Annotated in this window: 21 protein-coding genes; 4 read left to right on the top strand and 17 right to left on the bottom strand. The window is 43.0% G+C overall.

Annotation, left to right across the window (positions count from 1 at the left end; translation table 11 throughout):
- Window positions 1-38: 38 nt before the first annotated feature.
- Window positions 39-359 carry a transposase gene (locus F8R90_RS20040; protein WP_230966514.1) on the top strand — a complete coding sequence of 107 codons (321 nt, stop codon included), beginning with the start codon at window positions 39-41 and terminating at the stop codon, window positions 357-359.
- A gap of 271 nt (window positions 360-630) precedes the next feature.
- Here the strand turns inward: F8R90_RS20040 and F8R90_RS20035 are convergent, their stop codons facing one another.
- Window positions 631-2,487, bottom strand: a complete 1,857-nt coding sequence (locus F8R90_RS20035; protein WP_196512140.1) for an ABC transporter ATP-binding protein — start codon at window positions 2,485-2,487, stop codon at window positions 631-633.
- Window positions 2,488-2,850: 363 nt separating this feature from the next.
- Here F8R90_RS20035 and F8R90_RS20030 point away from each other — a divergent pair, with 363 nt between their 5' ends.
- Window positions 2,851-3,030, top strand: a complete 180-nt coding sequence (locus F8R90_RS20030) for a hypothetical protein (RefSeq protein ID WP_196512139.1) — start codon at window positions 2,851-2,853, stop codon at window positions 3,028-3,030.
- An 8-nt stretch (window positions 3,031-3,038) separates the two neighbouring features.
- Here the strand turns inward: F8R90_RS20030 and F8R90_RS20025 are convergent, their stop codons facing one another.
- Entirely contained in the window at window positions 3,039-4,283 is a 1,245-nt protein-coding gene (locus F8R90_RS20025) for a pentapeptide repeat-containing protein (RefSeq protein WP_196512138.1), read from the bottom strand.
- Between the two features lie 608 nt (window positions 4,284-4,891).
- Between F8R90_RS20025 and F8R90_RS20020 the strand changes: the two genes are divergently transcribed.
- Window positions 4,892-5,680 carry a lasso peptide biosynthesis B2 protein gene (locus F8R90_RS20020; RefSeq protein ID WP_196512137.1) on the top strand — a complete coding sequence of 263 codons (789 nt, stop codon included), beginning with the start codon at window positions 4,892-4,894 and terminating at the stop codon, window positions 5,678-5,680.
- Window positions 5,681-5,700: 20 nt separating this feature from the next.
- Complete coding sequence (locus F8R90_RS20015; RefSeq protein WP_196512136.1) at window positions 5,701-7,521, top strand: asparagine synthase-related protein; 1,821 nt, start codon at window positions 5,701-5,703, stop codon at window positions 7,519-7,521.
- A gap of 128 nt (window positions 7,522-7,649) precedes the next feature.
- On the opposite strand, the gene F8R90_RS20010 is transcribed toward F8R90_RS20015, so the two are convergent.
- The 15 genes from F8R90_RS20010 to F8R90_RS19940 form a co-directional block, all read right to left on the bottom strand.
- Entirely contained in the window at window positions 7,650-10,169 is a 2,520-nt protein-coding gene (locus F8R90_RS20010; protein WP_196512135.1) for an alpha-amylase family glycosyl hydrolase, read from the bottom strand.
- A 62-nt stretch (window positions 10,170-10,231) separates the two neighbouring features.
- Window positions 10,232-10,711 (bottom strand): VOC family protein, encoded by a 480-nt coding sequence (locus F8R90_RS20005; RefSeq protein ID WP_196512134.1) that lies wholly within the window; start codon window positions 10,709-10,711, stop codon window positions 10,232-10,234.
- Between the two features lie 94 nt (window positions 10,712-10,805).
- On the bottom strand, window positions 10,806-11,195 hold the full coding sequence (locus tag F8R90_RS20000; protein WP_196512133.1) for a hypothetical protein: 390 nt from the start codon (window positions 11,193-11,195) through the stop codon (window positions 10,806-10,808).
- A gap of 12 nt (window positions 11,196-11,207) precedes the next feature.
- Window positions 11,208-12,116, bottom strand: a complete 909-nt coding sequence (locus F8R90_RS19995) for an FAD binding domain-containing protein (RefSeq protein WP_196512132.1) — start codon at window positions 12,114-12,116, stop codon at window positions 11,208-11,210.
- A 42-nt stretch (window positions 12,117-12,158) separates the two neighbouring features.
- Window positions 12,159-14,534: a xanthine dehydrogenase family protein molybdopterin-binding subunit gene (locus F8R90_RS19990; protein WP_196512131.1), complete on the bottom strand. Its 2,376-nt coding sequence runs from the start codon at window positions 14,532-14,534 to the stop codon at window positions 12,159-12,161.
- A 197-nt stretch (window positions 14,535-14,731) separates the two neighbouring features.
- Window positions 14,732-15,193 (bottom strand): Fe-S cluster assembly sulfur transfer protein SufU, encoded by a 462-nt coding sequence (gene sufU / locus F8R90_RS19985; RefSeq protein WP_230966512.1) that lies wholly within the window; start codon window positions 15,191-15,193, stop codon window positions 14,732-14,734.
- 11 nt (window positions 15,194-15,204) lie between these two features.
- The gene (locus tag F8R90_RS19980) at window positions 15,205-15,828 is read right to left on the bottom strand and encodes a nucleotidyltransferase family protein (protein WP_196512130.1); all 624 of its coding nucleotides are present in this window, start codon (window positions 15,826-15,828) and stop codon (window positions 15,205-15,207) included.
- The gene (locus tag F8R90_RS19975; protein WP_196512129.1) at window positions 15,822-16,985 is read right to left on the bottom strand and encodes an XdhC family protein; all 1,164 of its coding nucleotides are present in this window, start codon (window positions 16,983-16,985) and stop codon (window positions 15,822-15,824) included. Before F8R90_RS19975 ends, F8R90_RS19980 begins: the two co-directional genes overlap by 7 nt.
- A 31-nt stretch (window positions 16,986-17,016) precedes the next feature.
- Window positions 17,017-17,481 (bottom strand): (2Fe-2S)-binding protein, encoded by a 465-nt coding sequence (locus F8R90_RS19970; protein WP_196512128.1) that lies wholly within the window; start codon window positions 17,479-17,481, stop codon window positions 17,017-17,019.
- Between the two features lie 46 nt (window positions 17,482-17,527).
- A complete protein-coding gene (locus F8R90_RS19965; RefSeq protein ID WP_196512127.1) occupies window positions 17,528-17,923 on the bottom strand; it encodes a nuclear transport factor 2 family protein in 396 nt (131 codons plus the stop codon).
- 63 nt (window positions 17,924-17,986) lie between these two features.
- Complete coding sequence (locus F8R90_RS19960) at window positions 17,987-19,300, bottom strand: cytochrome P450 (protein ID WP_196512126.1); 1,314 nt, start codon at window positions 19,298-19,300, stop codon at window positions 17,987-17,989.
- Window positions 19,301-19,337: 37 nt separating this feature from the next.
- Window positions 19,338-20,882 carry a GMC family oxidoreductase gene (locus F8R90_RS19955; protein WP_196512125.1) on the bottom strand — a complete coding sequence of 515 codons (1,545 nt, stop codon included), beginning with the start codon at window positions 20,880-20,882 and terminating at the stop codon, window positions 19,338-19,340.
- A 30-nt stretch (window positions 20,883-20,912) separates the two neighbouring features.
- On the bottom strand, window positions 20,913-21,371 hold the full coding sequence (locus F8R90_RS19950; protein WP_196512124.1) for a hypothetical protein: 459 nt from the start codon (window positions 21,369-21,371) through the stop codon (window positions 20,913-20,915).
- A gap of 69 nt (window positions 21,372-21,440) precedes the next feature.
- Window positions 21,441-23,147, bottom strand: coding sequence for a thiamine pyrophosphate-binding protein (locus F8R90_RS19945; RefSeq protein ID WP_196512123.1), 1,707 nt, complete (start codon window positions 23,145-23,147; stop codon window positions 21,441-21,443).
- A gap of 80 nt (window positions 23,148-23,227) precedes the next feature.
- Window positions 23,228-24,079 carry a type 1 glutamine amidotransferase domain-containing protein gene (locus F8R90_RS19940; protein ID WP_196512122.1) on the bottom strand — a complete coding sequence of 284 codons (852 nt, stop codon included), beginning with the start codon at window positions 24,077-24,079 and terminating at the stop codon, window positions 23,228-23,230.
- Window positions 24,080-24,083: the final 4 nt, after the last annotated feature.

Genomic DNA, 24,083 nt, shown 5'->3' with positions numbered 1-24,083 from the left:
GGTATTAGCAATACTCGAATAAAGTCAAATTAAAAACCTTGAAACGCGGTAGACCACGTAAACGACTTAGGGTGTTGGCTGCCGATAAGGGGTATGACTCAAAACAACAACGTGCAAGTTTACGCTTTCCGAGTATTCGACCCCAAATACCAAAAAGAGTTTGGAAAACTAAGAAAAATAAAGGTAGACCGATCAAAATATCTGTGACAAGATACCAGCAAGAACGTTGTTTTGCTTGGTATCAACGCAAATACCGTCGTTTAGCTGTTTGCTGGGAACGTCGAAAAGTATATTTTGATGCATTTCTTGATCTTGCTACTATTCATATTTGGATTCAAAGAATTTTATTAGTGGGATAGGTTCAAGGGAGAAGTCGGATTTTCTTGGCTCTGTTCTATATAACAGAATGTAACAATACTATCTTTTGCAACTTGGTATAAGATGAGCAAGTTGCTCGCTTTATGCTTTCAAAGTTTCAAAGCGGGTTGCTCAACTTTGCTTTCAAAAGTAAACCAGTGAAGTAAACTGAAACAGAAAGCAACGCTGTTGCTTGATCTGCTGGTTCATAACAGCTAAATCACAATCGCTTCTTTGAAAGTTCAATACCTGACCTTAATTTGATAGTTCAGTCTACTGATAGCTACTTGCTTGACGGGTAAACATGAGATGATATTGTCCACCTCTTGCTATTAATTCCTCATGACTTCCTGTTTCTATAATCTTGCCATTTTCTAAAACAATAATCCGGTCTGCCAGTTTGGATAAAGCTAAACGATGACTGATGACAACAGCCATTTTATTAGCAGCAATGGCACGTAAAAGCTGGTAAATTTCATGCTCGGTTTTCGGATCGAGTGCGCTTGTAGGTTCGTCCAAAATTAATAGTTCTGCCGAGGATAATCGCATCAGCGCACGAGCGATCGCAATTCTTTGCCACTGTCCTCCTGACAAGTCCACTCCGCCTGCTAATTGCTTACCTAATAGTGTTTCTAAGCCTTGCGGCAGATTGTCCACAGCTTTGGCAATTCCAGCTGCCCTTAGTGCCTCTTGGATGGCGTTAACATCCTGTAACGCAGGTAAGTACCCAAAACCCACATTTTCACACACTGTAGCTGGAAACCGAGCGTAATCTTGCATCACCACAGCAAGGCGTGAGTATAGCTGTGTTAAGCCAATTTCGCGTAAATCCTGTCCGTTCCACAAAATCTCGCCACTACCTGGATCGTACAGGCGACAGAGTAACTTAGCTAAAGTTGTTTTCCCGGCACCATTTTCACCAACTAAGGCAATCATTTGATGCGGCTGAATTGTGAGGTTGATGTTGTCCAGAATCTTGCTGTCGCTACCTGGATAAGAAAAAGATAAGTTCTTGATTTCGATTCCCTGGTGCTGGGCGATCGCCTTTGGTGTCAAAGACAATTTAGCAGCAGTATCCTCCCTTGAGGCTAACGATAACCGCAATTTCGGCTTCAGTTCTAATAATTGGAAAATCGGACGAGTTCCCAAAACCACATCATACAAGTTAGACCCATTATTAATCAGTAAAAACAAACTCTGGCGTACTTGTAGGATCAAACCTGCATAAAGTGCTAAATCTCCTAAAGTATAAATCCCGCGTAAAGCTCCTATAACAACATAAATGTAGGGTAAAGCGGTTCCTAATCCATTCACCATTGACCAAGTGATTACAAGCACCGTCCCTTTTTTGCGGATTTGCTGCATCGATCTAAACATGGTTTGGAAAAGATTTTGCCACCGATCCAGCAATAAAGGTTGTAGCTGAAATAAGCGTAATTCTTTGGCATAAGCTTCACCCACTAAAACATCCTTATGCAAGTTCATTTGGCGGACAAGACTCGCCTGAGCTTCTTCGACTTCCCAGCTTTTTTTGCGGTAAGTCAATTCCACATAAATCGCTGGTGTAGCAGAGGTAAATAAAATTAACGGTATCCACCAAGCAATTGAGCCAGAGAGCAAAATAGCAGGAATTAAAATAAAAAAACCATGCAAAGTTGTAATTACAAGCAAGGATAGTTCCTTGAGCCGTTCTATTCCTGTTTCTGCCAGTTGAACCAAGTTCAATAATTCGGGGGTTTCAAATAAGGCGATATCCGCAAAATTGGCAACTTTATTCAGCACAATACTTTGAGCGAAACCTTGAACGCGATCGCGCAGAGAAGAAAAAACCAAGCTAGCGATCGCGTTCATTGATTCGGTTAATAAATTAAGTAGTATTAATCCTCCAATGCTCCCAAGTAAGAGTGGCTCTTGTAAGATAAGAGTGAACGAGCTTACTGTTGTAAATTTTCCTAGTAAGTGGGAGATTTGATCGATAATAATTTTGTTGAAAAAAAGAGTGCTGGGAGATCCCGTACCACTAATTAACGTCAGAATGGTGAGGTAGCGTAACTCCTTGGGTGCTGCTTGAAGCACCATTATCAAGCTACGCCAAAATGTTTGCAAGGGGCTGAGTTTAATCGGTTGCATTAGAAGTTTATGTAATTTCGTTACTTAATAGTTATCTATATTACTCTCCCGAAATGTGGTTAAAAACCTCTGATTAAGATATTGGGAGCGATGGAGTAGTGAAAGATTTAGATGAGAGAATTGAAGAAAGAGCTTGGTGACGCTTATGTCGCAGCTTGTTAGGCAAAACCTGACCAGTGTTCTTTATAAAACCTCAAATCTCCTTAATTCTGCCCATCATCCAGGCTTCGTTTCTAGAGGAGTGAATTACAATCGGCGGATACTTCTGCTAATTTTTTTAATGATAAATATTATGGCGTTTAATAATTAGCTGCGCCTTAGTCAAGCTATAATATAACTGTACATATTTTTAACTGGATTCCTATGTCTAAAATAAATTTAGAGTCTGCAAGACAGGCACAATTGCAACAAGTTAAAACCAGCAACCAACTACCCTATTGTCAGCCTCAAGTCTATTTCCTCGGCTCCTTAGAAAAAGTCCAGGCCGCTACCCAGGGTAATAAGTATGACGGACCTAACTCCCTGTACTACTACTACGGTTAGGTAGAGAATCAATGGGGGGATTTTCTCCAAAACAAGAGCCTATTCCACCAACAATTTCGATTAGATACATTTCCATCCTCCATAGTAGTGTTACACAGTTTTGCTTCTGAAAGATCGGATGCTCTGCCTCCTTTAGCTCCTGTCAAATCGGCTTCTCTCAAATCGGCTCCTGTCAAATCGGCTTCTCTCAAATCGGCTTCTCTCAAATCGGCTTCTCTCAAATCGGTTGTGGAGCGAAATAATTTTTTCTCCTCTTTTGGCAGATCTTTCTGATCATCTGGAGGGAGACTAGGTAAACCTAGGTTGGCTTTATAGAGGTTGGCTTTCTGAAGTTTAGCTCCCTGTAAGCTAGCTCCTCTGAGCTTGGCATTACTTAAGTTAGTTTTAATCGGTTTGCCCGGGGGATCAGCAGAGGATGTAAGTTTAGCTCCCTTAAGGTTGGCTTGGTCAAGGGTGGCTTCCTCTAGGTTGGCTCCCTCTAGGTTGGCTCCCTCTAGGTTGGCATGAGCAGCGAAAGTGGCTTTCAAGTAAGCTTTATTAAGCTGAGTATTTCTCAGGTCAGTTCCATGCAGATTTGCTTTTGTCAGGTTAGCTCCAGCTAATTTGGCATCTCTTAGGTCGGCAAACTCTAAATGGGCTTGACTCAGGTTAGCATCAGTTAAGTCGGCTTCGCGCAGGTTGGCTCCTGGGAGCCGGATACCTTGTAAAAGGTGTACTTCGTTAGAAGATTTTGGAATAGTTATACAGCATAAGTCTGCTTCCCTTAAAAAATAGAGCAATAGGTCTCGTCTGTCTCGATCTAGCTTTAGCAGCAATAATGTAGTTAAAGTTTTGGCTTTAGCGATACTCTTTAACTCTTTTGTCAGAATGTCTGATCTTTGAAAGGGTGTTTTATCTGATTGACGATCTTTTTCTTTCTTAGGAAAACCAACTCCGAATATATCGTGTTCAACTATAAACGTGGTCATTTCAGTAATATAGTTTTCCAGCGCTTTTTGCTGATACTGGTTGGTTTCAATGTCTCTCTGGGTGTTTTCAACACTCCAGCTGACATAAAGCCCTAACACAGCCAAGACGAAAGAAGGACCTACTAATTGTATAAAATCCCATAAGGTTTTATCAGCAAAGCCAGTCTTCTTACAGAACTTGGATAGCCAGTTCTTTGGAGGTATATAGTGTTCTTTTCGCTTAAGGTGTTGTTCTTCCTCTGAGTAATCATCAATATGTTTATGATTTTTTTGGTTATTCACCATTTTGATCACCTTCTTTTCTAAACATAAAAAATATTATTATCTTTAGCATAAACTTATATATTTTTTCTAATTTATAAAAAGATAAGTAAAACTAAAAAAATGTTTAAATTGAAAAATTTTATAGAAAATAAAAGCTACCTTATTTGTAAATTATTTAATTTTTAAAATTTAGTAATAGAGAAGCTGAAATCGTTAATTTCATCAGTCAAACGGTGTAAATATCAAGCTAATCGTCATTCATTTTTCCAGAGTGATTCGCTTGTAGTAAGGGCTTCAGCCCTGCTTTTATGCAACTTAAATGCTGATTAGTTTAGTAATTAAAATAAAGCAGTATGAAAGAGGGTTTTAGTCTATTCTATCTTTCTTAAGATAGATGGATTTTTTCAAAGCCTTACTTTGATGGCTCTGGCTAATTAGCAGATGAAGAAAAGCTTGAACTTTATTTTAGAGATGAATGAGGCAGCTTGGACAATTATTGCAACAAATGTTAGCATGATACTAATTGAAAAAAATATTTTATTTGGCGCAACAATTTAAATTTAATTAATAAAATACTTTTTATAAAGTATGTAATTTTTATTACTGCTTAATATAGTGGATAAAAAAATTTGAATAAAAGAAACGGAAACAATTATAGCCTCAACCAAGACGTATTTATATTTTTACAAGATGGGATCGCTCAAATTTTGGACTTTTCTCGTGGGCAGTTTTATGGACTAGATAAAATTGCTACATTAATGTTGTTGCTAGTACTAGGAAAGGGGGTAGAAGAGACAGTTAGCGAATTAAATAAAATCTATGATGTAAGCGAAGAAAATGCTCGATCTGACTTGGATACCCTCTTACAGAAATTCAAGCAAAAAAAAATACTTGTTACTCCTGTGAAATCCTTTAATTGGTGGTTTTATTTAATGCATTCTTGTCGAACAATACTCAATAAAATCTTACTTTCACTCTTAAAAACAGTCAGTTCAATTTTCTGCAATTTAGTGAATCCTGAACCAACTCCCAATCGTTTTATAGTTGAGCTATTGTTAAGCTTAAGTTGGCTCAGTTTTCGTCTACTCGGATGGAGTCGCACTGTGTCATTGTGGCAACATTGGCATGGTGTAATATCACTAAATGACACCACAGTAACAACAGATATCATTCAAACAGTGGATCGAATGGTACGGGAAGCTGCTGCTAGTAAACTTTTCTTACCAATGGTGTGTAAAGAACGCGCACTCGTTGGTTATCATCTTCTCCGTACTTTTTACGATTTACCTGCAACTTTAGTTATCGGCATCGATCACTATCCGTTTCAAGTCCACGCCTGGGTTGAGTGTCATGGCTTAGTTGTGACGGACGAACTAGCTCATTGTCAATCCTTTATCCCAGTTATCAGATATTTCTAAAAGCGACAGCGAGGACAGCCATGAGAACTGGATTTGAAGTCATCCTAGAAGCAACCGGAAAACCTGAATTTCATCTCTTTTCCCCAGCAAGTTCCCTAGTAACTTTCGCCCAAGACTCCGCAACAGAGATGGCAGCGGTGCTGATGGGACGAATTTATTACCAGGATGACTTGAGAAATTGCTTTCCTCAAGCATTTCAGCAGGACTTCGCCTTAGATGCAGCTTTGGTATTAGCTATTTTCCAACATTATGACGCACAAGGTTTAGAGAAACTCGAGGGTGAATTTGCGCTAGTGGTTTTTGATCCAAAGCGATCATGTCTTTTCGCCCTGCGAGATCCTCTAGGAAGCTTTCCCTTGTACTGGACGCGCCACAACCAAACCACTTGGGTTAGCACTAATTTGCAATTATTAGCGCAACGACTTTCTCAAGCTGCCATTAATAAAGATTTTCTCGCCTCATTCTTAATGTTTCCCCATGCTTTTGTCGATTTACCCACTGAAAAGACAGCATTTGAGGAAATTCAACGGATTCTACCGGGCACTCTCCTAGTATTGACTGCCGCTGGTCGTACAACAAAAATCTGGTCTTGGGACTGGATGAAGCAAATTCAACCAATAGAAAATATCACGCCCCAAGAAGCAGGTTTACAGTTTATCCACCTTTTTCGGCAAGCGGTCAAACAGCGAATTCAGGACGAGAAAATCGCTTCTCACTTATCAGGAGGGATGGATAGCTCTTCTATAGTGTGTATTGCCCGCGAGCTACTAGCCACAGAAACTTCTCCCAGACGGCTGACTACCCTTTCTTTGGTTTATCAAATGCGGAGTCTGGCAGGTGAAACGGATTACATTCAGATGGTGGTGGATCAGGGAGGAGCGATTGAACCACATTATGTGAATGGGGATGCAGCTCTAGACTTCCAGTGGTTTACCGAAGAAATCCCTGCCCACGACGAACCTTATCCTGGTTTATTCCACTTAGCAATGGAAAAGGTGCTGGTTGATGTAGCTGCTCAGCTAGGAGTGACGACGATTATGAGTGGAGGGGGAGCAGAACTGATTGTAGAAGGAAATCGGCTGCATTTGGCAGATTTGATGCGTCAAGGTCACTGGCACAAAGCTCTACAAGAAGCGCGTCAATGGGCTAATGCCAAGAACCAGAGCCTCTGGTCAATTTTGTACCCCTTCGGAATTGAACCTTTAATTTCGCCACTGCTGCGAGAGGGTTTCCCAACTTTAATCCGCCGAGGCTATGGACGCTGGCCAAAACTAGGTTCATTTACCATTCCTCCTTGGGTTCTTCCTGATTTTGCCAAACAGCATGATATGCGGGGCAAGGCACTAGCGACTATACGCGAGATCAACAGATATCCGGTAGAGCAATCCTTAAATCTGCTAGGACTGCGGGCATCTGCCGGAAATTGGGCTGCCTGGTATTTTGCTGCACCTCTGGGAATCCGAATTTGCCAACCGTTCCTCGATCCGCGTTTAATTACCTACTGTCTCAGTCTCCCCAGAGAACTAAGAGAAATCCCTGGCGTTCCTAAGCCTCTGCTGCAAGTGGCGATGCACGGGATTCTGCCCGAACCGATTCGGACTCGGCGGTTCAAGGGGAATTTCAATGAGGTTTATTGGCAGGGACTAGCCAAGAATTTACCCAATCTAGAGGAAATGGTCGTTCAGTCGCGGATTGATGAGTTAGGCATTTTCGACAAACAGCAATTGATTCAAGCCATGCGACAACACGCAATTGGGATTGGTGATGTGAGAAGTGGCAGCCGGATCGGTAGTTCGTTGGCGTCGATCGCTTGGTTTGACCAAATGAAAGGCGATCGGTAATCGTTTAAGGAAAAATTTAACGAAAAATTTTGGGGGAGCCAGCTTAACCTTTTTTCCAGAAAACACGCGCCCAGTTTGAATTAATAGTTACGTTCGATAACCAATAGTTTTGAATATCTACCTCCCAATTAATGATGCTGGAACACAACAAATCCGTTGGCTGGAACTATGGGATGAATATCTCCGTTAGTTGCAGAGATGTTCAATTTAAAGTTGCCTATATTATCTCCTCCGTAGAGTGAGGCATCACTATTGAATATCTCTTGCCATTGACTATCTCTGATTCGGGAATTGTTAATGGTGTACCCTGAACGGAATGGGTGATTATTCAAACTGGCTACAATCAAAAATTCTTTACTTACATCCCAACGTCTGAAAGCAATAACTCGGTTGGCATTGTGAACATAGAGAATATCAATCAAGTGCGATCGCAGTCCTGAATGGTCGCGTCGCAGCTGAATCAGGTCTTGGTAAAATCGGAACAATCTCTGACCATTAGTTTGGCGATCGCCTAGCAAATTCTCCCGGTTATTCATGAAGTCGGTGTATCTGTAAGGTTTTTGTGCGCCAATTTCCTCACCCATCAAAAACATTGGCGTACCAGCCGACAATATCGACACTCCCACAGCAAAACGACAACGCGCCTCTGCATAACGTCGGGTTTCGCCAATCAAGGGTGCGGCGTTAGCAGCAGATACAATTGTGCGCCGTGATTCAACTCTCTGTCCTCCTTCTTCAAAATAAGAGTTACCCGCTTCGTCATGGGATTCATGATAGACAACCTTTTTATGACCAGACCATCCCAAAGCCCCAGCAAATTTATCCATAGCTAAGGGTGCATCTGTACCGTATCCAGCTGTAGGAATTAATTTGGCATATTCCGTTCCCGGCCTAGCATCGCCAATTAAATGGTGATAAAACTCAGAATACCAAGCTGCATCAAAACCTAAGCCCCCAATATCGGGCGATTCAGTGACTTTTTCCCAATCCGAATGATCCTCAGCCATCAAGAGGGCATCAGGTCGGATCAGCTTCATTGTCCTTGTCCATTCTCTGAGGAACTTAGCACCAAAAATATTGGCATTACCAACAGGACTGCCATCAGCGTGCAGTTGGTTGTATAGGTGCATAGAAGTTGTCTGATCAACCCGGAAGCCGTCTACATGAAACTCTTCCATGAGAGTTACAGCACTGCTGATAAACATCTGTCGCACCATCTCTTCATAAAACCGAGGTGCATAACCCGTAGACATATTGTCAACAAAGCCACCTTCAGGGAAAGGTCTACTATCTGGGTAAAAATAATCACCAGAGTTGCCCTCATACCAGTAATAGATATTATGTTCGGGAATATCCGAGTCGTATGCCCATTCAGCCCGTTCTCCATCAGGATTGAAGTGGTTGTACACCACATCTAAAATCACGGCAATTCCATGACGATGGCATTCTCTAACAAAATGTTTCAGTTGGTCTCTACCACCCGCACTATATTCCAAAGCAAAGTAATGAGATGTTTCATAGCCCCAATTTACTTCGTCTCGAAATTCTGCCATCGGTAAAAGTTCGACAGCGTTAATTCCCAATTTTACTAAGTAGGGTAGTAAAGCGATCGCATCCTCAAAGTTTCCTGGTCTATCGTGACCATAACCTAAAGACCCTACATGGAGTTCATAAATCACTAAATCTTCAACACGCTGGGGTATATGGCGTTCCAATGAAAACTCATCATGCCAGAACTCCTGTTCTGGGATAAATTCTTGTTCTGGCCAGACTGGTTCCTGAAAACGTTTAGTTACGATATCTGGATTGATGACTACAGAACAGCTTTTAGTACCATCCAAATCTTGATATTTTCCCGAAAAAGGTGTTCCCTGTTTATCTTGATATCGACTAGAGAAAGGCTTACCATCAGGATTGATATTGCCTTTACCAATTTGACAACGAGAGTACAAATCAGTTCGATAAACTACCCGTCCTCCTTCATTGGCAATCCGAAACATATAAGGGATGTGGTCAAAGCGGGAGAAATTAGCCAGTTCTGGTGATACTGTCACATCTGTTTGCCAAATCCCCTCCTCTGTCCGCGACATAGGAAATGGTCCCAGGTGAGGATTCATGCCAAAATCAGGATCATCTCGAAAAAAATCGTCTGCAATATACCCACTACTGCTGTTACCAAACACAACTTCTACATTACGGGCATTTGGCGACCAGACAGCAAACCGCAGCGCAGGCTGAGATTCACCAGGAAGATAATATGGTTGCGCACCTAGCCTGCGGCTATGAACTAGATAATATCTCTCTTGTTGAGACTGACCGTTTTCAGGAGATTGTAACGTAAAACTACGATGGCGATCGCTGGAATTGCGATCATTAATCTCAGTTGGGATTCCCCACAAGTTATTACCTGCTGGACTATCTAGCATTACACCCCAGCGAAATAGCCAACCAACTTGGGAATCATCAAGTTCAACCGTAGTTTGAAAGCCAGGACAGCCATCTTCACCAATGATTTGCTGCATTTGGTGCGATCGCCATTGTTGAGAATAGCGACCGTTTTCATCCCAAGTGCCAATTAAACGGGGATTGTTAAAAATTGCTTTTTTGATACCTGTAAAATAGGTAAACTGAACAGTAATTGTAGCCATAATGGCATCCTTCAGGTAATTAGGTTATGGTTTTCATATCTGTCACCACCACTTTTTGCAAGTTACGCAAAATGTATAGGCTGAGTTTTCCGACCTGTTAAATCTGTCTCCAAAGGCGGTGGATTATCTTGATCAACAAAGCCTTGGCTAATTTCCACAATTCTGCCGTCTGGGTCATAAATCCAAACTGTACGCCACCCTGGAATATATTCATCAAAGTTCAAAGGGCCAAGAGTTATCTTGGCATCGTCGCCCATCTCTGCTAACTTGGCGTCTACATTATCAACCTTAAAAGCCAAGTGACGTACAGAGGGATATTCTGGCCCATCATTAATTGGGAGAACTACAGGAAGTTCCTCTTTCGCTTTAAAAAGCTCAAAGTAGAAGGCACTATCAAGCATCTTGATCGCAACAATCTGCTCACCATCGGGAACTTTTGTCACCCTAGCTCGCTTAAAACCAAAGTTTTTTGTGTAGAATCTTTCTGTCGCAATTGGGTCTTTACAAGTAAGTGCAACTTGAGAAAAGATGTGCAAGCTCATGACTTATTTTCTCCATGATTTTTGACTCGAAATTTATATGCTGGCTCTGTTCATAACAGCCCTATGAATTTGAGAGTTTTTTACCGATTAGTTTTTAAGAATCTTCTAGCTTGTGTGCAACACCAAAATGACGAGCAATTTTGCCTGATTCCATCATCCAAGTATCAGCAACTACCCACTTACCAGTTTTAGGGGATGTAATTGTAGCTTGGAAGGAAATCACATCATTTGTTGCCAGAAAATTGTACATAGAGTCCACTTTAATTTCCCCTTGATAGTCGAGATAAATGTTAAAAACTCTGATTAATTCTTCCCGACCTTGAACCACATTTGGGGGTGGAGTATCCAAGCAAGGAAAAGCATTATACAAAATTGCATCTTCTTTGTAGGTCTTGTTGATCATTTCCTCTACCTGTCTGGTTTCGAGGTAGCGTAAGTGTTCTTCAAGAAACTGACGGCCAGAGGTAATTTGTGTTGTCGCCATATTCATAATTTGCTATGGAATTTGAACTTGTTTAAGAGCGCGGGTAAGTACTCGCTGAGTAAATACACCAATCATGTGATGTCGATATTCACTAGAGGCATAACGGTCAGCAACAATAGTTAGTTCTTGATTACTAACTTGGGCTGTAGTTATACTTTCTCTTGCTAAATTAGCTGCTGTAGCAATATTCTTTGGTGTTGGAGCTTTACCCTGTATCCTATGTGCTAGTTGAGACAGTCGGAGAGGATAAGATGTAGCACCAGTTACAGCAACAGAGCATTTATCTACAACATCATTAGCAGATAACTCTACTAAGACAGCGATACCGCAGATAACATAGCCACTAGCTGGATGCTTTAAGAATTCATAGGCACTACCAGACCGAGAAATAGGGGCGGGAAAATCAATTGATGTGAGAATTTCAGGTATTTGCCATTGTGTTTGGATACCAAGAGAAATGAAATCATCTGCCGTTATCACCCGACTGTTGTTAGCACTGGTGAGATGAAAAGTTGCCTCCAGTACCAAAGCAACAGCCAGCAAATCACAGGCGAGGTCGCGGTAAGCGAAAATATCACCCATCCTCCCCCAGTTACGGATTTGAGGATCGCCTATGCTATTGGCCGCTTCTGCTAAAGCCTGATAATTTTTCTGCACTTCCGAGGAGGTAGCTACTTGGTCATAGGTTGTCATACCTCCAATTTGCAGAATACCGCCGGTTTCTTGTGGGAGTTTGATATCTTGCAAATTAGGAATTTTTTTGAGGTCTATTAACAGAGAAGGAGAAATTAGACCTGACTTGATGGCCGTCAGTAAACTGTGACCACCAGCCAGAATCCGGGCTTGCTGATTTTCGTGGAGTAGCTTTGCTGCTGCTGCTAAATTTTCAGGAGCAGCATAATCAAATTTAATAGGAAGCATTTGCAACGCCAAAATTTTCAGTGGTAATTGGCTAAATCACATCTAGCAAGATGCAGACATGGCCCGCCAAACTTTTTCTGGTGTTAGGGGGATGTCAATATGTTTAACTTTGAAGTCACTTAGGGCATCACAGACTGCGTTGACGATCGCTGCTGCTGTAGGCAAATTAGCTACATCACCTGCACCCTTAGCACCAATGGCAGTATTTGGGTTAGGGGTAACTGTGCGGGCAATTTCAAAGTTGGGCAATTGAGAAGCCTTAGCGATCGCGTAGGTCATATAGTTGTCAGTGAGAATTTGTCCCTTACTGTCATACACTGCCTCTTCACATAACGCCTGACTAATGCCGAGGTGTATGTTGCCGTGGGTTTGAGAGTCTACAATCTGGGGATTGCCGATATTGCCAAAATCGTCTACAGCCGCATATTTAACCACATCTACCTGACCCGTTTCTTCATCTACCTCCACCAAAACTGTATGAGTTCCAAAGGGAAAATTAAAATTTGGTGGATCGAAGAAAGTAATCACCTCCAACCCTGGCTCCATCCCTGCGGGTAAATCCCAAGCGTACCAAAGCGCTAAAGCAATATCCTGTAAAGTTCTTACCTGATCTGGCCTTCCTTGCACATAAAACTTACCATCTTGAATCACCACATCTGACTCTGCAACTTGCAACATATGAGCAGCCATGCGACGCGCTTTCTCATTAATCTTCTTACTAGCTTGGTAAACCGTTGCGCCTTCCACAGAAAAAGTCCGCGAGCCGTAACTCCCTTGGGCATAGATTGCCCCTTTAGTGTCTGAGTGCAGCACTTCTATCTGCTCTATGTCAACGCCAAGTACTTCAGCTGCTACCTGAGATAGTGTCGTTACATGACCTTGACCATGAGGTTGGCTACCAACTATCAGGCTGACCTCGCCACTGGGATGAACCCTGAGATGCACACTGCCCCAAGTACTGCCAATTAAACCTATTTGGTTATGCATCATGGGGGAAGGACCAACACCTGAGATGCCCACATAAGAACCAATCCCCACTCCCAAAAGCTTATTTCGCTTTTTCGCTTCTGCTTTCTGTTCCAGAATATGACTGTAATCAATCATCTCTAGAGCTTTTTCCAGGGCTGCTTCATAGTTACCTGAGTCATAAGTCCAGCCCAAACCGTTTTCATAAGGAAACTGATCGGGAGGTACCATATTTTTCCGCCGGACTTCGGCGGAATCCATACCGATTTCGCGAGCGAAAATCTCAACCATCCGTTCAATCAGAAACATAGCTTCGGCACGACCTGCACCCCGCAAAGGGCCCACAGGAACAGTATTAGTAAAAGCACAGTAAATTTCTGAAAAGGGATGGGCGATCGCATAAGCACCTGTGATACTGCGACCAGTTAAAGCCGTAGGTGCAGCTGGCCCATTAGTAGCGGGATAAGCTCCTAAATTGGCATAGATGGTATCGTGTAGCGCGGTAATCTTGCCATCTTTGGTGCCAGCAAGAGTGCTATAGTGAATTTGATCTCGACCATGTACTGTAGAGCGAGCTAAACCCGTTCGTGTGTCAATCCACTTGATGGGACGACCTAATTTTTTTGCCAAGAAAAGCACAAGCGCCGTATCTGGATAGAGATAACCTTTAGAACCAAAGGCTCCACCAATATGGGGTGCAATGACGCGCAACTTGTTGTAGGGAATCTTCATTACTAGCTGAGACAGTAAAAAACGATTCCCATGAGGAATTTGAGTATTAGTCCACAAGGTATATTCTTGTGTTTCGGGGTTGTAATTGCCAATAGAACCGCGAGGTTCTTCTGCATGATGAATGAGGCGCGGGTAGCGAATCCTTTGTTTAACCACGACTTCAGCATTAGCGATCGCCTGTTGGGTTGCTTGTTTGTCGCCATAGCTGTTGTATTGGTTGAGATTTCCTGGCACTGTGTCATGTAGTTGAGGTGCATCAGGCTTGAGCGCTGCTTCGGCATTAGTTTCTACTGGGAGTGGTAAATAATCCACTTTAATTCCAGCTAAAGCATCGTAAGCTTGTTGTCGGCTTTCGGCTACTACCACCGCCACAAATTCACCAACGTAACGCACTTTATCTGTAGCTAGTACAGTTTGTGCCCCAGGAACACCATAAGGATGAGGAGGAAATTTGGATGCCTCACCCCCAGGATTCATAATGCAGGGCAGAGGCATAATCTCACTAGTATCAGACCCAGCGATCGCCTTAACTACGCCAGGCATACTCTGAGCAATAGTAGTATCAATGCTTTTAATCAATCCATGTGCCTGGGAACTATACAAAATCGCCATGTGCAGCATATTAGGCAGGGTGATATCGTCGATAAATTGAGCCTCTCCCCGCAGAAACGCTGGATCTTCCCGCCGCTTAATCGATGTCCCTAAGATTTTATTAGCCATAATGCCCTTCCTTGAGAATTGTGCTGTATTTGCTCTGGGGTTCCTATCACCTGCTTCTCATATATATTTGTTTGTGCTTAAAATATGGGCGTTGCTGAATTGAAGGATAAAATTAAAAAATCAAGGATTCCCAACTCTTACACCATTTCACTTTCAGGTTGATACAAATAGACAGCCGCGGAGACTGACTTGTAGCTTCAATTAAGTGAATTAATTTGAGATAGTTTTAAGGCTGCTTTGAGGGTATACCAAGAGAGGTTAGCGCATTTTATCCGCAGAGGTTGGTTAATAACCTGCATCACGTTGAGTCTTGCCAACTCTCTAGGTTGATCGGGGAAGCTACCTTGCCCTTGCATCATATTTTGGAAGCATTGCCCCATTTCCAAAGCTTCATCTACAGGTCTGCCTATTAAGGCATCAGCCATTAAGTCTGCGGATGCGATCGCGATGACGCAACCTTCCCCAGTAAATTTGACATCCTCAATTATGTTACTTGTTTGATTTATCTGTATTGTTAGCTCAATCGTATCTCCACAGTAAGGCGTATGGCCACGATAATATCCATGTACTGGATTGGTTCGACCTCTATGTCGAGGTTGTTTGTAATGTGCCAAAATTACTTGTATTTTCAAGTCACGTTGATCATCCAAGGTAATCATGAGAATCTCTTTTAACTAGAATAGGACAAAATATTGGTTTCTAATACCTGTAAATCAGCGGTAGTATCAATGTCCAAAGGGTTGCCAGTGCGATCGCAAGCCACCTCCATTACTGGGTAGCTTTTCATTAATGCTCGTGCGCCTTCGTCTCCCGTCAAATGCATCACCTCTGGCCACATCCCACGCCCTAACAGAACGGGGTTACGTCTAGCGCCTTTATAGGTAGCTACGGCAAAACTAACACCTTGATGATAAGCACAGGCAAGACGGCGATAAGCCTCAGCGCCAATCAAGGGTTGATCGGCCAGTCCTACACACAAAGCACCAATAGTAAAATCTGGTTCTATAACTTGTATGGCTGTCTGGAGACTAGAAGCAATCCCTCGCTGCCAATCTGGGTTATGGACAATCAAAACATTTGCTGCTGCTGTTGCTACTTGTTGATGTTGATATCCTACTACCAGTAATATCGGCCCAAGTTTGCTATTAATAGCAGCTGTGAGGGCGTGACAAAGCAGCGATCGCCCCTGGAATAAAGCTAAAGGTTTGGGACAATCCCCATTAAACCTAGAACCTTTACCAGCTGCGAGTATGGCAATAGCAATCTTTTTTTGATTGGGATCAAGCTTCAGCATAGAGAAATCACCTCCTGCTGTTGATTGAATTGTGAAATCCGGGGGTGAATTAGATTCTGGTTAGCATTAAGTCTCCCACCGCTACGTCCACTTCTTTGGGCAATTATCTCAGCCATAATTGATACTGCCGTTTCATCGGGGGTGATAGCACCAATGTCTAAGCCGATAGGGGCAGTGATTCGGTTAATTTCTGCTGTACTCAGTCCAGCTTCTTTCAGTCGCTCAATTCTCTCGGCCGTAGCTTTGCGACTACCCATAGCTCCAATGTAAGCTGCTGGAGTACGTACAGCATTTACCAAAATTGGTAGATCAAATTTAGGATCATGAGTGAGTACTGCAATACTAGTGTGGGAGTCAACTGTGGTGGTTTGTAAGTAGTTACTAGGCCAGTCCACAACTATTTCATCAGCTTCCGGAAAGCGTTTTGGTGTATTCAGGCTAGAACGAGCATCACAGATAGTTACTCGATAGCCCAACATCTTGGCTAGTTTGCACAGCGATCGCGTAAAATCAACAGCACCAAAGATAATTAAGTGAGGTAGTCGAGCAAAAGAATGAATAAATACAGCTAGGTCTGTTTGGTAACACTCCCCATTAATGCCATAGTAGCGAATATCTCTTAATCCTTGTGAGAGAAATCCTTGTGCCTCAAGAGCTACTACTTGATCGAGATCCTGGCTACCAAGAAAGCCAAAACGCTGATTCTTGTCAGTCACAATCATCTTAGCACCAACACACTTTCCTGCAACTACTGTACACAGTGCTATAGATTGCTCCGATGCTTTACGAATAGCGTCAAAGATAACTGGTAGTGGTAAGTTCTTCTGAGCCGATGCTAATTCCAGTGATTCTACAAAAACTTGAATTGTGCCTCCACAGGTAAGTCCTACTTGCAAACCCAATTCATCAGCCACACCATAAGTTAGTAGCCGTGGCTGCCCTTGGGCGATCGCCCCTAGAGCTTCTTCAACCACAGCCGCTTCCACACAGCCACCACTGAGCGAACCTGTCACCTCACCAGCCTCACTCACCGCCATCACTGCGCCTCTTTCCCTGGGACTTGACCCTACTGTATTAACTACAGTAGCCAAAGCAACAGCATGACCTTGAGTGAACCATTGTTCAATATCATTGAGTATTTCCTTCATAAATACCATGCGTCCCTTCTGAAATCTTTATTCTGGCTTCTTAGTGCTGCTGTATTTTTTCAGCAGTCAACCGTACAGCACTTATTACATTTTGATACCCAGTATCCCGTGAAAGGACACCATCCAACCAATGACGAATTTCCCTTTCACTAGGATTAGGGTTGCGTTGCAAGAGGTCAGTTAATAACATGATTAACCCTGGTGTAGAAAAGCCGCTTTGAACAGCGTACATTTCCCAAAATGCTGATTGCAGTGGATTCAGTTGACCATTTTCCGCAAGACCTTCAATAGTTACAACCTCGCCGCCATCAGCCTGAACAGCTAATATATATGAGCTTTTGACTGACAATCCGTTGAGCAGAACTGTACATACTCCGGAAGTTGAACCGCCGTCATTTTTGGTTCCCGTCAAACCTAAATAATCCCGCAGAAAATCCATCAACAACAGTCGTGGTTCAACATCTGCACTGTACTGTTTGCCATTAACCGTGAGGGAAACTTTCATGGCAATACCCTTTTAATTTCAGGGTGAGTCAACAAACCGAATAGCTTTAGGCCACAGAACCATCAGCATACTGAGTCATACCAGCAAAGTGGATAGCAATTTTCCCATCTCTTAAAACCCAACTATCAGCAAAGCGCATTTTAACTTCACCATTGACAGTCTGCATTGTGATTGCTTCCACAATCATCAGAGTTTGGGGATTTTCAGTCTCAGCCCAAAAAGCAATATCACTTTCTAACCCTTCAACATCAAGTATCCCGCGAAAATGTTTTTTTAATTCTTCATGCCCTCTGTAGTAAAGAGGCTTTTTTTCAATGCTACTAATCAGCAAAGCATCATCAGTATATTGATTCTGCAATACACCTTCAATATCCTTTTTCTGAAGGTATTGAATGTGTTCTTTATACATTTTTCCCATGTGAGAGCTGGGTACTTCTGCCATGATTAAATTCTCCTGAGTTGATAAAAATAAATCAAGAAACCATACTAATTAGATGGCTGGTACTTACCGATGATGTAAAGTCATTTTTATGCCATAGCGAGGGGCAAATGACTTCTGCGGATGCGGCTCGAGTACCTGGTTTGGTAAAAGTTTTCCTTGCCAATGCTGTGCCAAGGTCGCTAATATCAGTGTGTCTTCTATCCAGGCAAAATCTCTACCAAGACACTGACGGGGCCCTGCACTAAAGGGAAAAAAGCTAAATTTTGGACGAGTTGCCACAACTTCTGATGTCCAACGCTCAGGATGAAAGCGCTCTGGGTCAGGAAAGTAACGGGCATCATGATGTGTGACTCGTTGAGAAACCAGCACAATAGAGTCAGCTGGTATCAAATCATCCCCAAATGATACATCTTGTCTAACAAAACGTCCGACTAGCCAAACTGTAGGATAAAGCCGTCGCGTCTCGTTAAGTATCATTTGCGTATACGTTAGTTTTTCAACATCTGCAAATGTTGGGGTATGTCCTGCCAGAATATTTGTCAGTTCAGTATGTAGCTGTGCCTCTACCTCAGGGGCTTGTGATAGCAAATACCAAGTCCAAGATAGGGTTGTCACTGTCACTTCATGCATAGCACAAAATGTCTTCAAGGCTATATCAGCTACTTGCTCATCACTAAGTTGGAGTTGTAGTAATGCAGAGAGGAGAGACTGAGAATGTAAAGACGTATGCTGTGCAACAATTAAATTGTGAATAATGCGGAGAAGCTCAGAACGAGCTGCCTGCATTTCTGGTGTTATGGATACCTCTAATGGAGGCACTGTATCCCCTAAAATGGCAGCAACAGTATCAAAACCATAACCCACATCCATTGTCAGCAGCGCGTCAACAATCGCGGCACTTTCTGTCTCTAACTCTTCTTGAAACAGGGTTTTAGAGACAATGGGTACTGTAAGACGCATCATCTCTCTGTAGATGTCTACTATGGGTGACTGGTGCTGTTGATACATATTTTGCCAACGAGCATCTGTCTTGAGAGCTGCCTCCACAATGGCAGGGGCATAAGTCGGAATCAAGTCCTGTTGCAACAGGGGTATCATTGGGGCAATGTCATTTATATAAGACTTTTCTGTAGCTGCATCTTTGCGTTTGGCAAAAATTTCACTTCCTCCCAAATAAACTTGACGAATCCAGTCAGGACGGTTAAGCAAGTAAATGTCTCTTGAGCCAAAGGGTAGTCGGACAATATCACCGTAGGTTTGAGCAAGATTTGTAATGAAGGGGACAGGATTTTGCCGCAATGCTTGCAGTGTGCTTTCAAAGCTGGCATTAGTTGGTGTAACTATATTTGAAGATTTCGTCGCATTAATATATGACATAGGCGAAGAACTTACTCTTGAATATAGGGGCTGTGATTCAGCCATGAATAATTATGTCTGAGGCTTTTTCACCAATCATCAGACAAGCAGCATTAGTGTTACCACTGACAATTGCTGGCATTATAGAAGCGTCTGCTACTCGCAGTCCCTCAACTCCATATACCCGCAGTTGAGGATCGACCACTGACAGGCGATCGCGTCCCATTTTACAGGTGCTTGTGGGATGCCATTCGGTAAAACAGTTGGCACGGATGTAATCACGCAGTTCCGGCTCTGTTTTTATGGCAGATCCAGGGGTTAGTTCTCTAGGGCCAATCTTTGACATAGCTTTTGTGTTCATTAATTCACGCACTATTTCAACACCCTTCACCAATACCTGCACATCAATATCACACTGCATATAGTTAGTGCGAACGACCGCTAAATCCAAGGGATTGTTAGAACGCAGGCTAACACTGCCCTGACTTTGGGGGCGTAACAGTGTTGGACAGCAGAGTAAATGTGTCCCACCAATAAAGACTCCCCCCTCAGCCTCGTCAGAGAATAAAAAACTACTGAACAAAAACTGCAAATCAGGGGCAGTATTCTCCATCCCACTGCGGCTATGGGTAAAAAAACCTACTTCAGTGATCACTGAAGGTGGGGGTTGTGGTTCTTGACATTCAAACCCCATCCTTAAGAGTGTGTGATCTTGCAGGTTTTGCCCTACCCCTGGTAAATCTACAACAACTGCAATATCGTGGAGCCTTAAATGTTCTGCTGGGCCAATACCTGACAACATCAGTAGTTGAGGCGAGGCAAACGCACCAGCACTGAGGATAACTTCACCCTCTGCGATGACTTGATGCAGAGTGCCTTCCTGAAGATACTCCACACCCACAACGCGCTTCCCTTCTAGCAGCAGATGGGTGACTTGTGCTTGAGGTGTCACTGTCAAATTTGGACGATTTGTGGCTGGGAGTAAGTAAGCAACAGCAGCACTACATCGCTTACCGTCTGGGGTGTGAGCAAATTGGTACACCCCTGCTCCATTCACCATATCAGGCCCATTGAAATCAGTGGGAGGAGGTTTATATCCCAATTCAACGACAGCAGCTAAAAAAGCTTTGGCGGCACTGGTTAAATCGGTATGGTCTACTACGTGGACTGGGCCCCCAACACCGTGATATTCAGAAGCTCCACCTGCATAGTCTTCCATTTTCAGAAAATAAGGTAAGACTTCTTTATAGCTCCAAAACTCGTTACTCAGATAGTTCCAGTTATCGTAGTCGTATTTGCTTCCTCGGACATGGATCATCCCATTGACTGAGCTACTACCACCGAGGACTTTACCTTGGGTAATGGGAATTCTACGTCCACCTAGATAGGTTTCTTCTTCAGTTAAATATTGCCAATCGGCATCTGTATTCCAAGTGCCGAAAAAAGAGCGCAAGTCCGAATTACGGAAGGCTGGTTTATGATCTGTATTGCCTGCTTCTAACAGGAGAACATTGGTATTAGGGTTTTCACTCAGACGACGGGCAATTACACAGCCTGACGTACCAGCCCCAATTACAATATAGTCATGCACTTTGTTGCTCATGATTATTGCTTTGTTTCCTCAGGTTAATGTTTAAATCCTGGCCGAGCCTTCGTAATACTCTAATTTGTCAACTATGTACTTCACGATTATCGGTTTACCGATTGTGGAGGAGCGCCGAGTGACCCAGCGTTGGTGAGCGTCGCAGTTGATGCGATCGCTTTTCGGATTAGGTGGGTTCCACATACTAGCTTGCCACTGCACAACAATTTTGACTTCTGTCGTGTCATTGACCGGGGTCGGGGTGACTTCTTTTAATGTGTGAATTTCATCAAAAAACACGCGGATAACTCGCTGATACCAGCGTTCAAACCCTGCATACCCGTGGGCTGTAGTCTCTGGAAATACCATCTCTAGGTCTTGATCTGCCAGCAATGGCAAAATTTCAACCATTGGCGCATGAACATCCAATTTTCTATACCATTGGGTAACAAGTTCTTTGATGTCGGTTTCCGTTAGGGGCGCTAAGCTATCAAGTGTTAAATTACTCATACCTGACTTCTCTGTGACTTTTGATTCAGTGTTGTTTCCTTCGTAATTAGCAATGATGAAGTGACAAAATTACTGACCACATTTAACACCAATCATTTCAGGGTGAACATCTGCCTCAACTATGACATCAATGAGAAAAGGGCCTTTATGAGCTAATGCCTTTTGAATTGCTGAAGCAATCTCTGGAGGTTTCTCCACACGCACACCCTCAACTCCCATCGAACGAGCCATTTCCACAAAATCAATCTCTGGTTTAGACAAATCAAAACTGAGAGGATATTCATGCTGTTGTATACCCCGCTCTTGCCAATAAGCTTGGATATTAATTTGTAACAATCTATAAGACCGATTATTGCAAATTACAAACTTGGCATCTATATTGTGACGAGCAGCCGACCAGAGTGCTTGAATTGTGTACATAGCAGCACCATCGCCAGTAAAACCAATCACAGTTTTGCCGGGGTTAGCAAGTTTGACTCCAATTGCTCCGGGAATTCCCACACCCAAAGAACCACCACGAGTCAGGAAATAATGCTCTGGTTCAGTTGGAGTTAAATAACGTGTCAGATTTGGCGAACAAGTCAGAGCTTCGTCAAAGATGATTGCATCTTTTGGTAAGTAATTTGCCAGTTCTGCCGTGAAACGAGAAAAGTTTAATGGTACTGCATCTTGAATATGTCGATCAACTTCTAACTGATGGTTATAGTTTGCTGCTTTCGCTTGGCTAATTTCCGAAGTTCGCTTTTTGGCTGCTTCTTTTTGTTCCGGTGTTATCAGTGCTTCCAGGATAGTTGCTAAGTGAGCAAGGGTCAATTTTGGATCACTGACCATAGCCAAATCTACTGGATGATTTTTCGCAATCTCATAGGCATTTAAGTCAATATGAATAACCTTGGCACCAGGAGCAAATATATTACCTAGTTCCGGGAAAACCTCTGGCAAAAGGTAAGTACCACAAACTAAGTTGACATCACCTCTAGTAGTGATGGGTCGGCTGTAATAGCCAAACATATGTCCGGTCATACCTTGATACAGAGGATGGGCATAACTCATGTTTAACTCACCAGCATCAACTTCCCAGACCTCTGCACCCAAGAGTTCAGCAACACGGGTCAACTCATCTTGTGCGTCAGAATAAGCCACTCCGTCTCCCACTAAAATCATTGGCTTATGAGCAGAGGCTAAGATAGTTGCTGCTGTTGTGAGCAATTCTTCATCTGGCACAACTCTGGTGGATGGGATGGAAGTTGGTCGGACTTCTTCAACTACGGGAGCATCTAAAATATCTACTGGTAGACAAACATAGACAGGCCCCATTGGTGGAGTGGCCGCAATTTTGATAGCCCGACGCAATACTCGCAGCAATGAAGATGGCTCCATGACCATTGTTGACCACTTAGTAACTGGTTTTGCAAAAGCTACTAAGTCGCCAGCCATTTGAGCGTCCATTGCTTGGTATTTAATACCTGCATCACCACCAATCACTACCAGCGGTGAGTGACCTCGGTATGCCTGATAAAGTGCGCCGATTGCATTTCCTAAACCTGGTGTACTATGAATTTGCACTAAAGCAGGCTTTTTAGTTGCTCTAGCGTAACCATCAGCTGCCATCACAGCGACAGATTCTTGCAATGTCAAAATGTACTTCAAGTCTGGATACTCCCGAATAGCATCCAAAAATCCTTCTTCTGATGTGCCAGGATTACCGAACATATAATGGATGCCATCTGCCAAAAATTGTTCCAGAATTGCAAAGCGGCCTGTTTTGTTAGTCATGGATTATACCTTCTGCAACTATCAATTGCATACAGCGTTGATCGCGCATTACCATCCAGATATTTCAACTCTGTCTGACTTTACCAGCCATAGCGCTTGAGTCCTGTTTCAAGGACTTCTACCAATTTTTGACCAGTTAGATAAGAGTCTGGCGTAGAACGTCCTGTGATAAACGGATAATCAACAATCACTGATGTTGGTCTACCTACATTACCGTGGTACTGTCCGTCTGGTCCTGTAGCATCACGGAGTATGTATTCTAGAGGATAGAATGGCGTACCAAAGTTAATATTGTTCAGACATGGGTCGATGTTAGTCCCGTTAAATCCCGTACCATCTTTGTAGTCATATTCCAAGCAATGGCCTGTGACGTGCTTACCCCAAATAATGCTTTTGCGATCGCCAAAATCACGCGCAAATGCCAGACATGCAACGCCGTAACATTCTGCGGCTACTGGCTTACCCATTTGATAAAAGCTCAAAATGAGATCGTGTACTCTTTGGTTATCAGCTAAATCAACCATTGGGCCACTACCACCAACAATGAGAATGGTATCGTATGTTTGCAAATCTCTTTGTTGGACTTCATCTAGCTTTCTGTAGTACTCCTCCATTTCCCGCAAGAATTTTGGCGAACTCCAGTAAGGTCTTTCTGGTAGCCAATCTCTGAGATTTTTCGGGTTGTTTAACCGTGGATTGTTGGTGTCATCTATTTGTCTGACCTTATCGGCCATATCTTGAGTAGTGACTGGTCTGCCTAATGGTGGGTCAACAAAAGTTGGATCCATGCTCACCCCTAGTGCTACGGGTCTTTTACCATTCGGGGTGGCGAAGTCAACTTGGTATCCAGCTGCATCAAAGGTTTCTAGGGGGCCTACTAGTTCTTCTCCCCAGTAACCCCACTCTGATAACACAATCAAAATCTTTGTCATGGGA

The sequence above is a fragment of the Nostoc sp. NZL genome (assembly GCF_015714705.1).
GTDB lineage: Bacteria > Cyanobacteriota > Cyanobacteriia > Cyanobacteriales > Nostocaceae > Nostoc > Nostoc foliaceum_A.
The sequence above is the reverse complement of the archived record's forward strand: the minus strand, read 5'-3'. Positions and strand labels throughout refer to the sequence as shown.

What these genes read in the sequence shown, in the direction of transcription:
- F8R90_RS20035 (WP_196512140.1), bottom strand. Translation starts at nt 2,487, where the DNA reads ATGCAACCGATTAAACTCAGCCCCTTGCAAACATTTTGGCGTAGCTTG.
- F8R90_RS20030 (WP_196512139.1), top strand. Translation starts at nt 2,851, where the DNA reads ATGTCTAAAATAAATTTAGAGTCTGCAAGACAGGCACAATTGCAACAA.
- F8R90_RS20025 (WP_196512138.1), bottom strand. Translation starts at nt 4,283, where the DNA reads ATGGTGAATAACCAAAAAAATCATAAACATATTGATGATTACTCAGAG.
- F8R90_RS20015 (WP_196512136.1), top strand. Translation starts at nt 5,701, where the DNA reads ATGAGAACTGGATTTGAAGTCATCCTAGAAGCAACCGGAAAACCTGAA.
- F8R90_RS20010 (WP_196512135.1), bottom strand. Translation starts at nt 10,169, where the DNA reads ATGGCTACAATTACTGTTCAGTTTACCTATTTTACAGGTATCAAAAAA.
- F8R90_RS20005 (WP_196512134.1), bottom strand. Translation starts at nt 10,711, where the DNA reads ATGAGCTTGCACATCTTTTCTCAAGTTGCACTTACTTGTAAAGACCCA.
- F8R90_RS20000 (WP_196512133.1), bottom strand. Translation starts at nt 11,195, where the DNA reads ATGGCGACAACACAAATTACCTCTGGCCGTCAGTTTCTTGAAGAACAC.
- F8R90_RS19995 (WP_196512132.1), bottom strand. Translation starts at nt 12,116, where the DNA reads ATGCTTCCTATTAAATTTGATTATGCTGCTCCTGAAAATTTAGCAGCA.
- F8R90_RS19990 (WP_196512131.1), bottom strand. Translation starts at nt 14,534, where the DNA reads ATGGCTAATAAAATCTTAGGGACATCGATTAAGCGGCGGGAAGATCCA.
- sufU (WP_230966512.1), bottom strand. Translation starts at nt 15,193, where the DNA reads ATGATTACCTTGGATGATCAACGTGACTTGAAAATACAAGTAATTTTG.
- F8R90_RS19980 (WP_196512130.1), bottom strand. Translation starts at nt 15,828, where the DNA reads ATGCTGAAGCTTGATCCCAATCAAAAAAAGATTGCTATTGCCATACTC.
- F8R90_RS19975 (WP_196512129.1), bottom strand. Translation starts at nt 16,985, where the DNA reads ATGGTATTTATGAAGGAAATACTCAATGATATTGAACAATGGTTCACT.
- F8R90_RS19970 (WP_196512128.1), bottom strand. Translation starts at nt 17,481, where the DNA reads ATGAAAGTTTCCCTCACGGTTAATGGCAAACAGTACAGTGCAGATGTT.
- F8R90_RS19965 (WP_196512127.1), bottom strand. Translation starts at nt 17,923, where the DNA reads ATGGCAGAAGTACCCAGCTCTCACATGGGAAAAATGTATAAAGAACAC.
- F8R90_RS19960 (WP_196512126.1), bottom strand. Translation starts at nt 19,300, where the DNA reads ATGTCATATATTAATGCGACGAAATCTTCAAATATAGTTACACCAACT.
- F8R90_RS19955 (WP_196512125.1), bottom strand. Translation starts at nt 20,882, where the DNA reads ATGAGCAACAAAGTGCATGACTATATTGTAATTGGGGCTGGTACGTCA.
- F8R90_RS19950 (WP_196512124.1), bottom strand. Translation starts at nt 21,371, where the DNA reads ATGAGTAATTTAACACTTGATAGCTTAGCGCCCCTAACGGAAACCGAC.
- F8R90_RS19945 (WP_196512123.1), bottom strand. Translation starts at nt 23,147, where the DNA reads ATGACTAACAAAACAGGCCGCTTTGCAATTCTGGAACAATTTTTGGCA.
- F8R90_RS19940 (WP_196512122.1), bottom strand. Translation starts at nt 24,079, where the DNA reads ATGACAAAGATTTTGATTGTGTTATCAGAGTGGGGTTACTGGGGAGAA.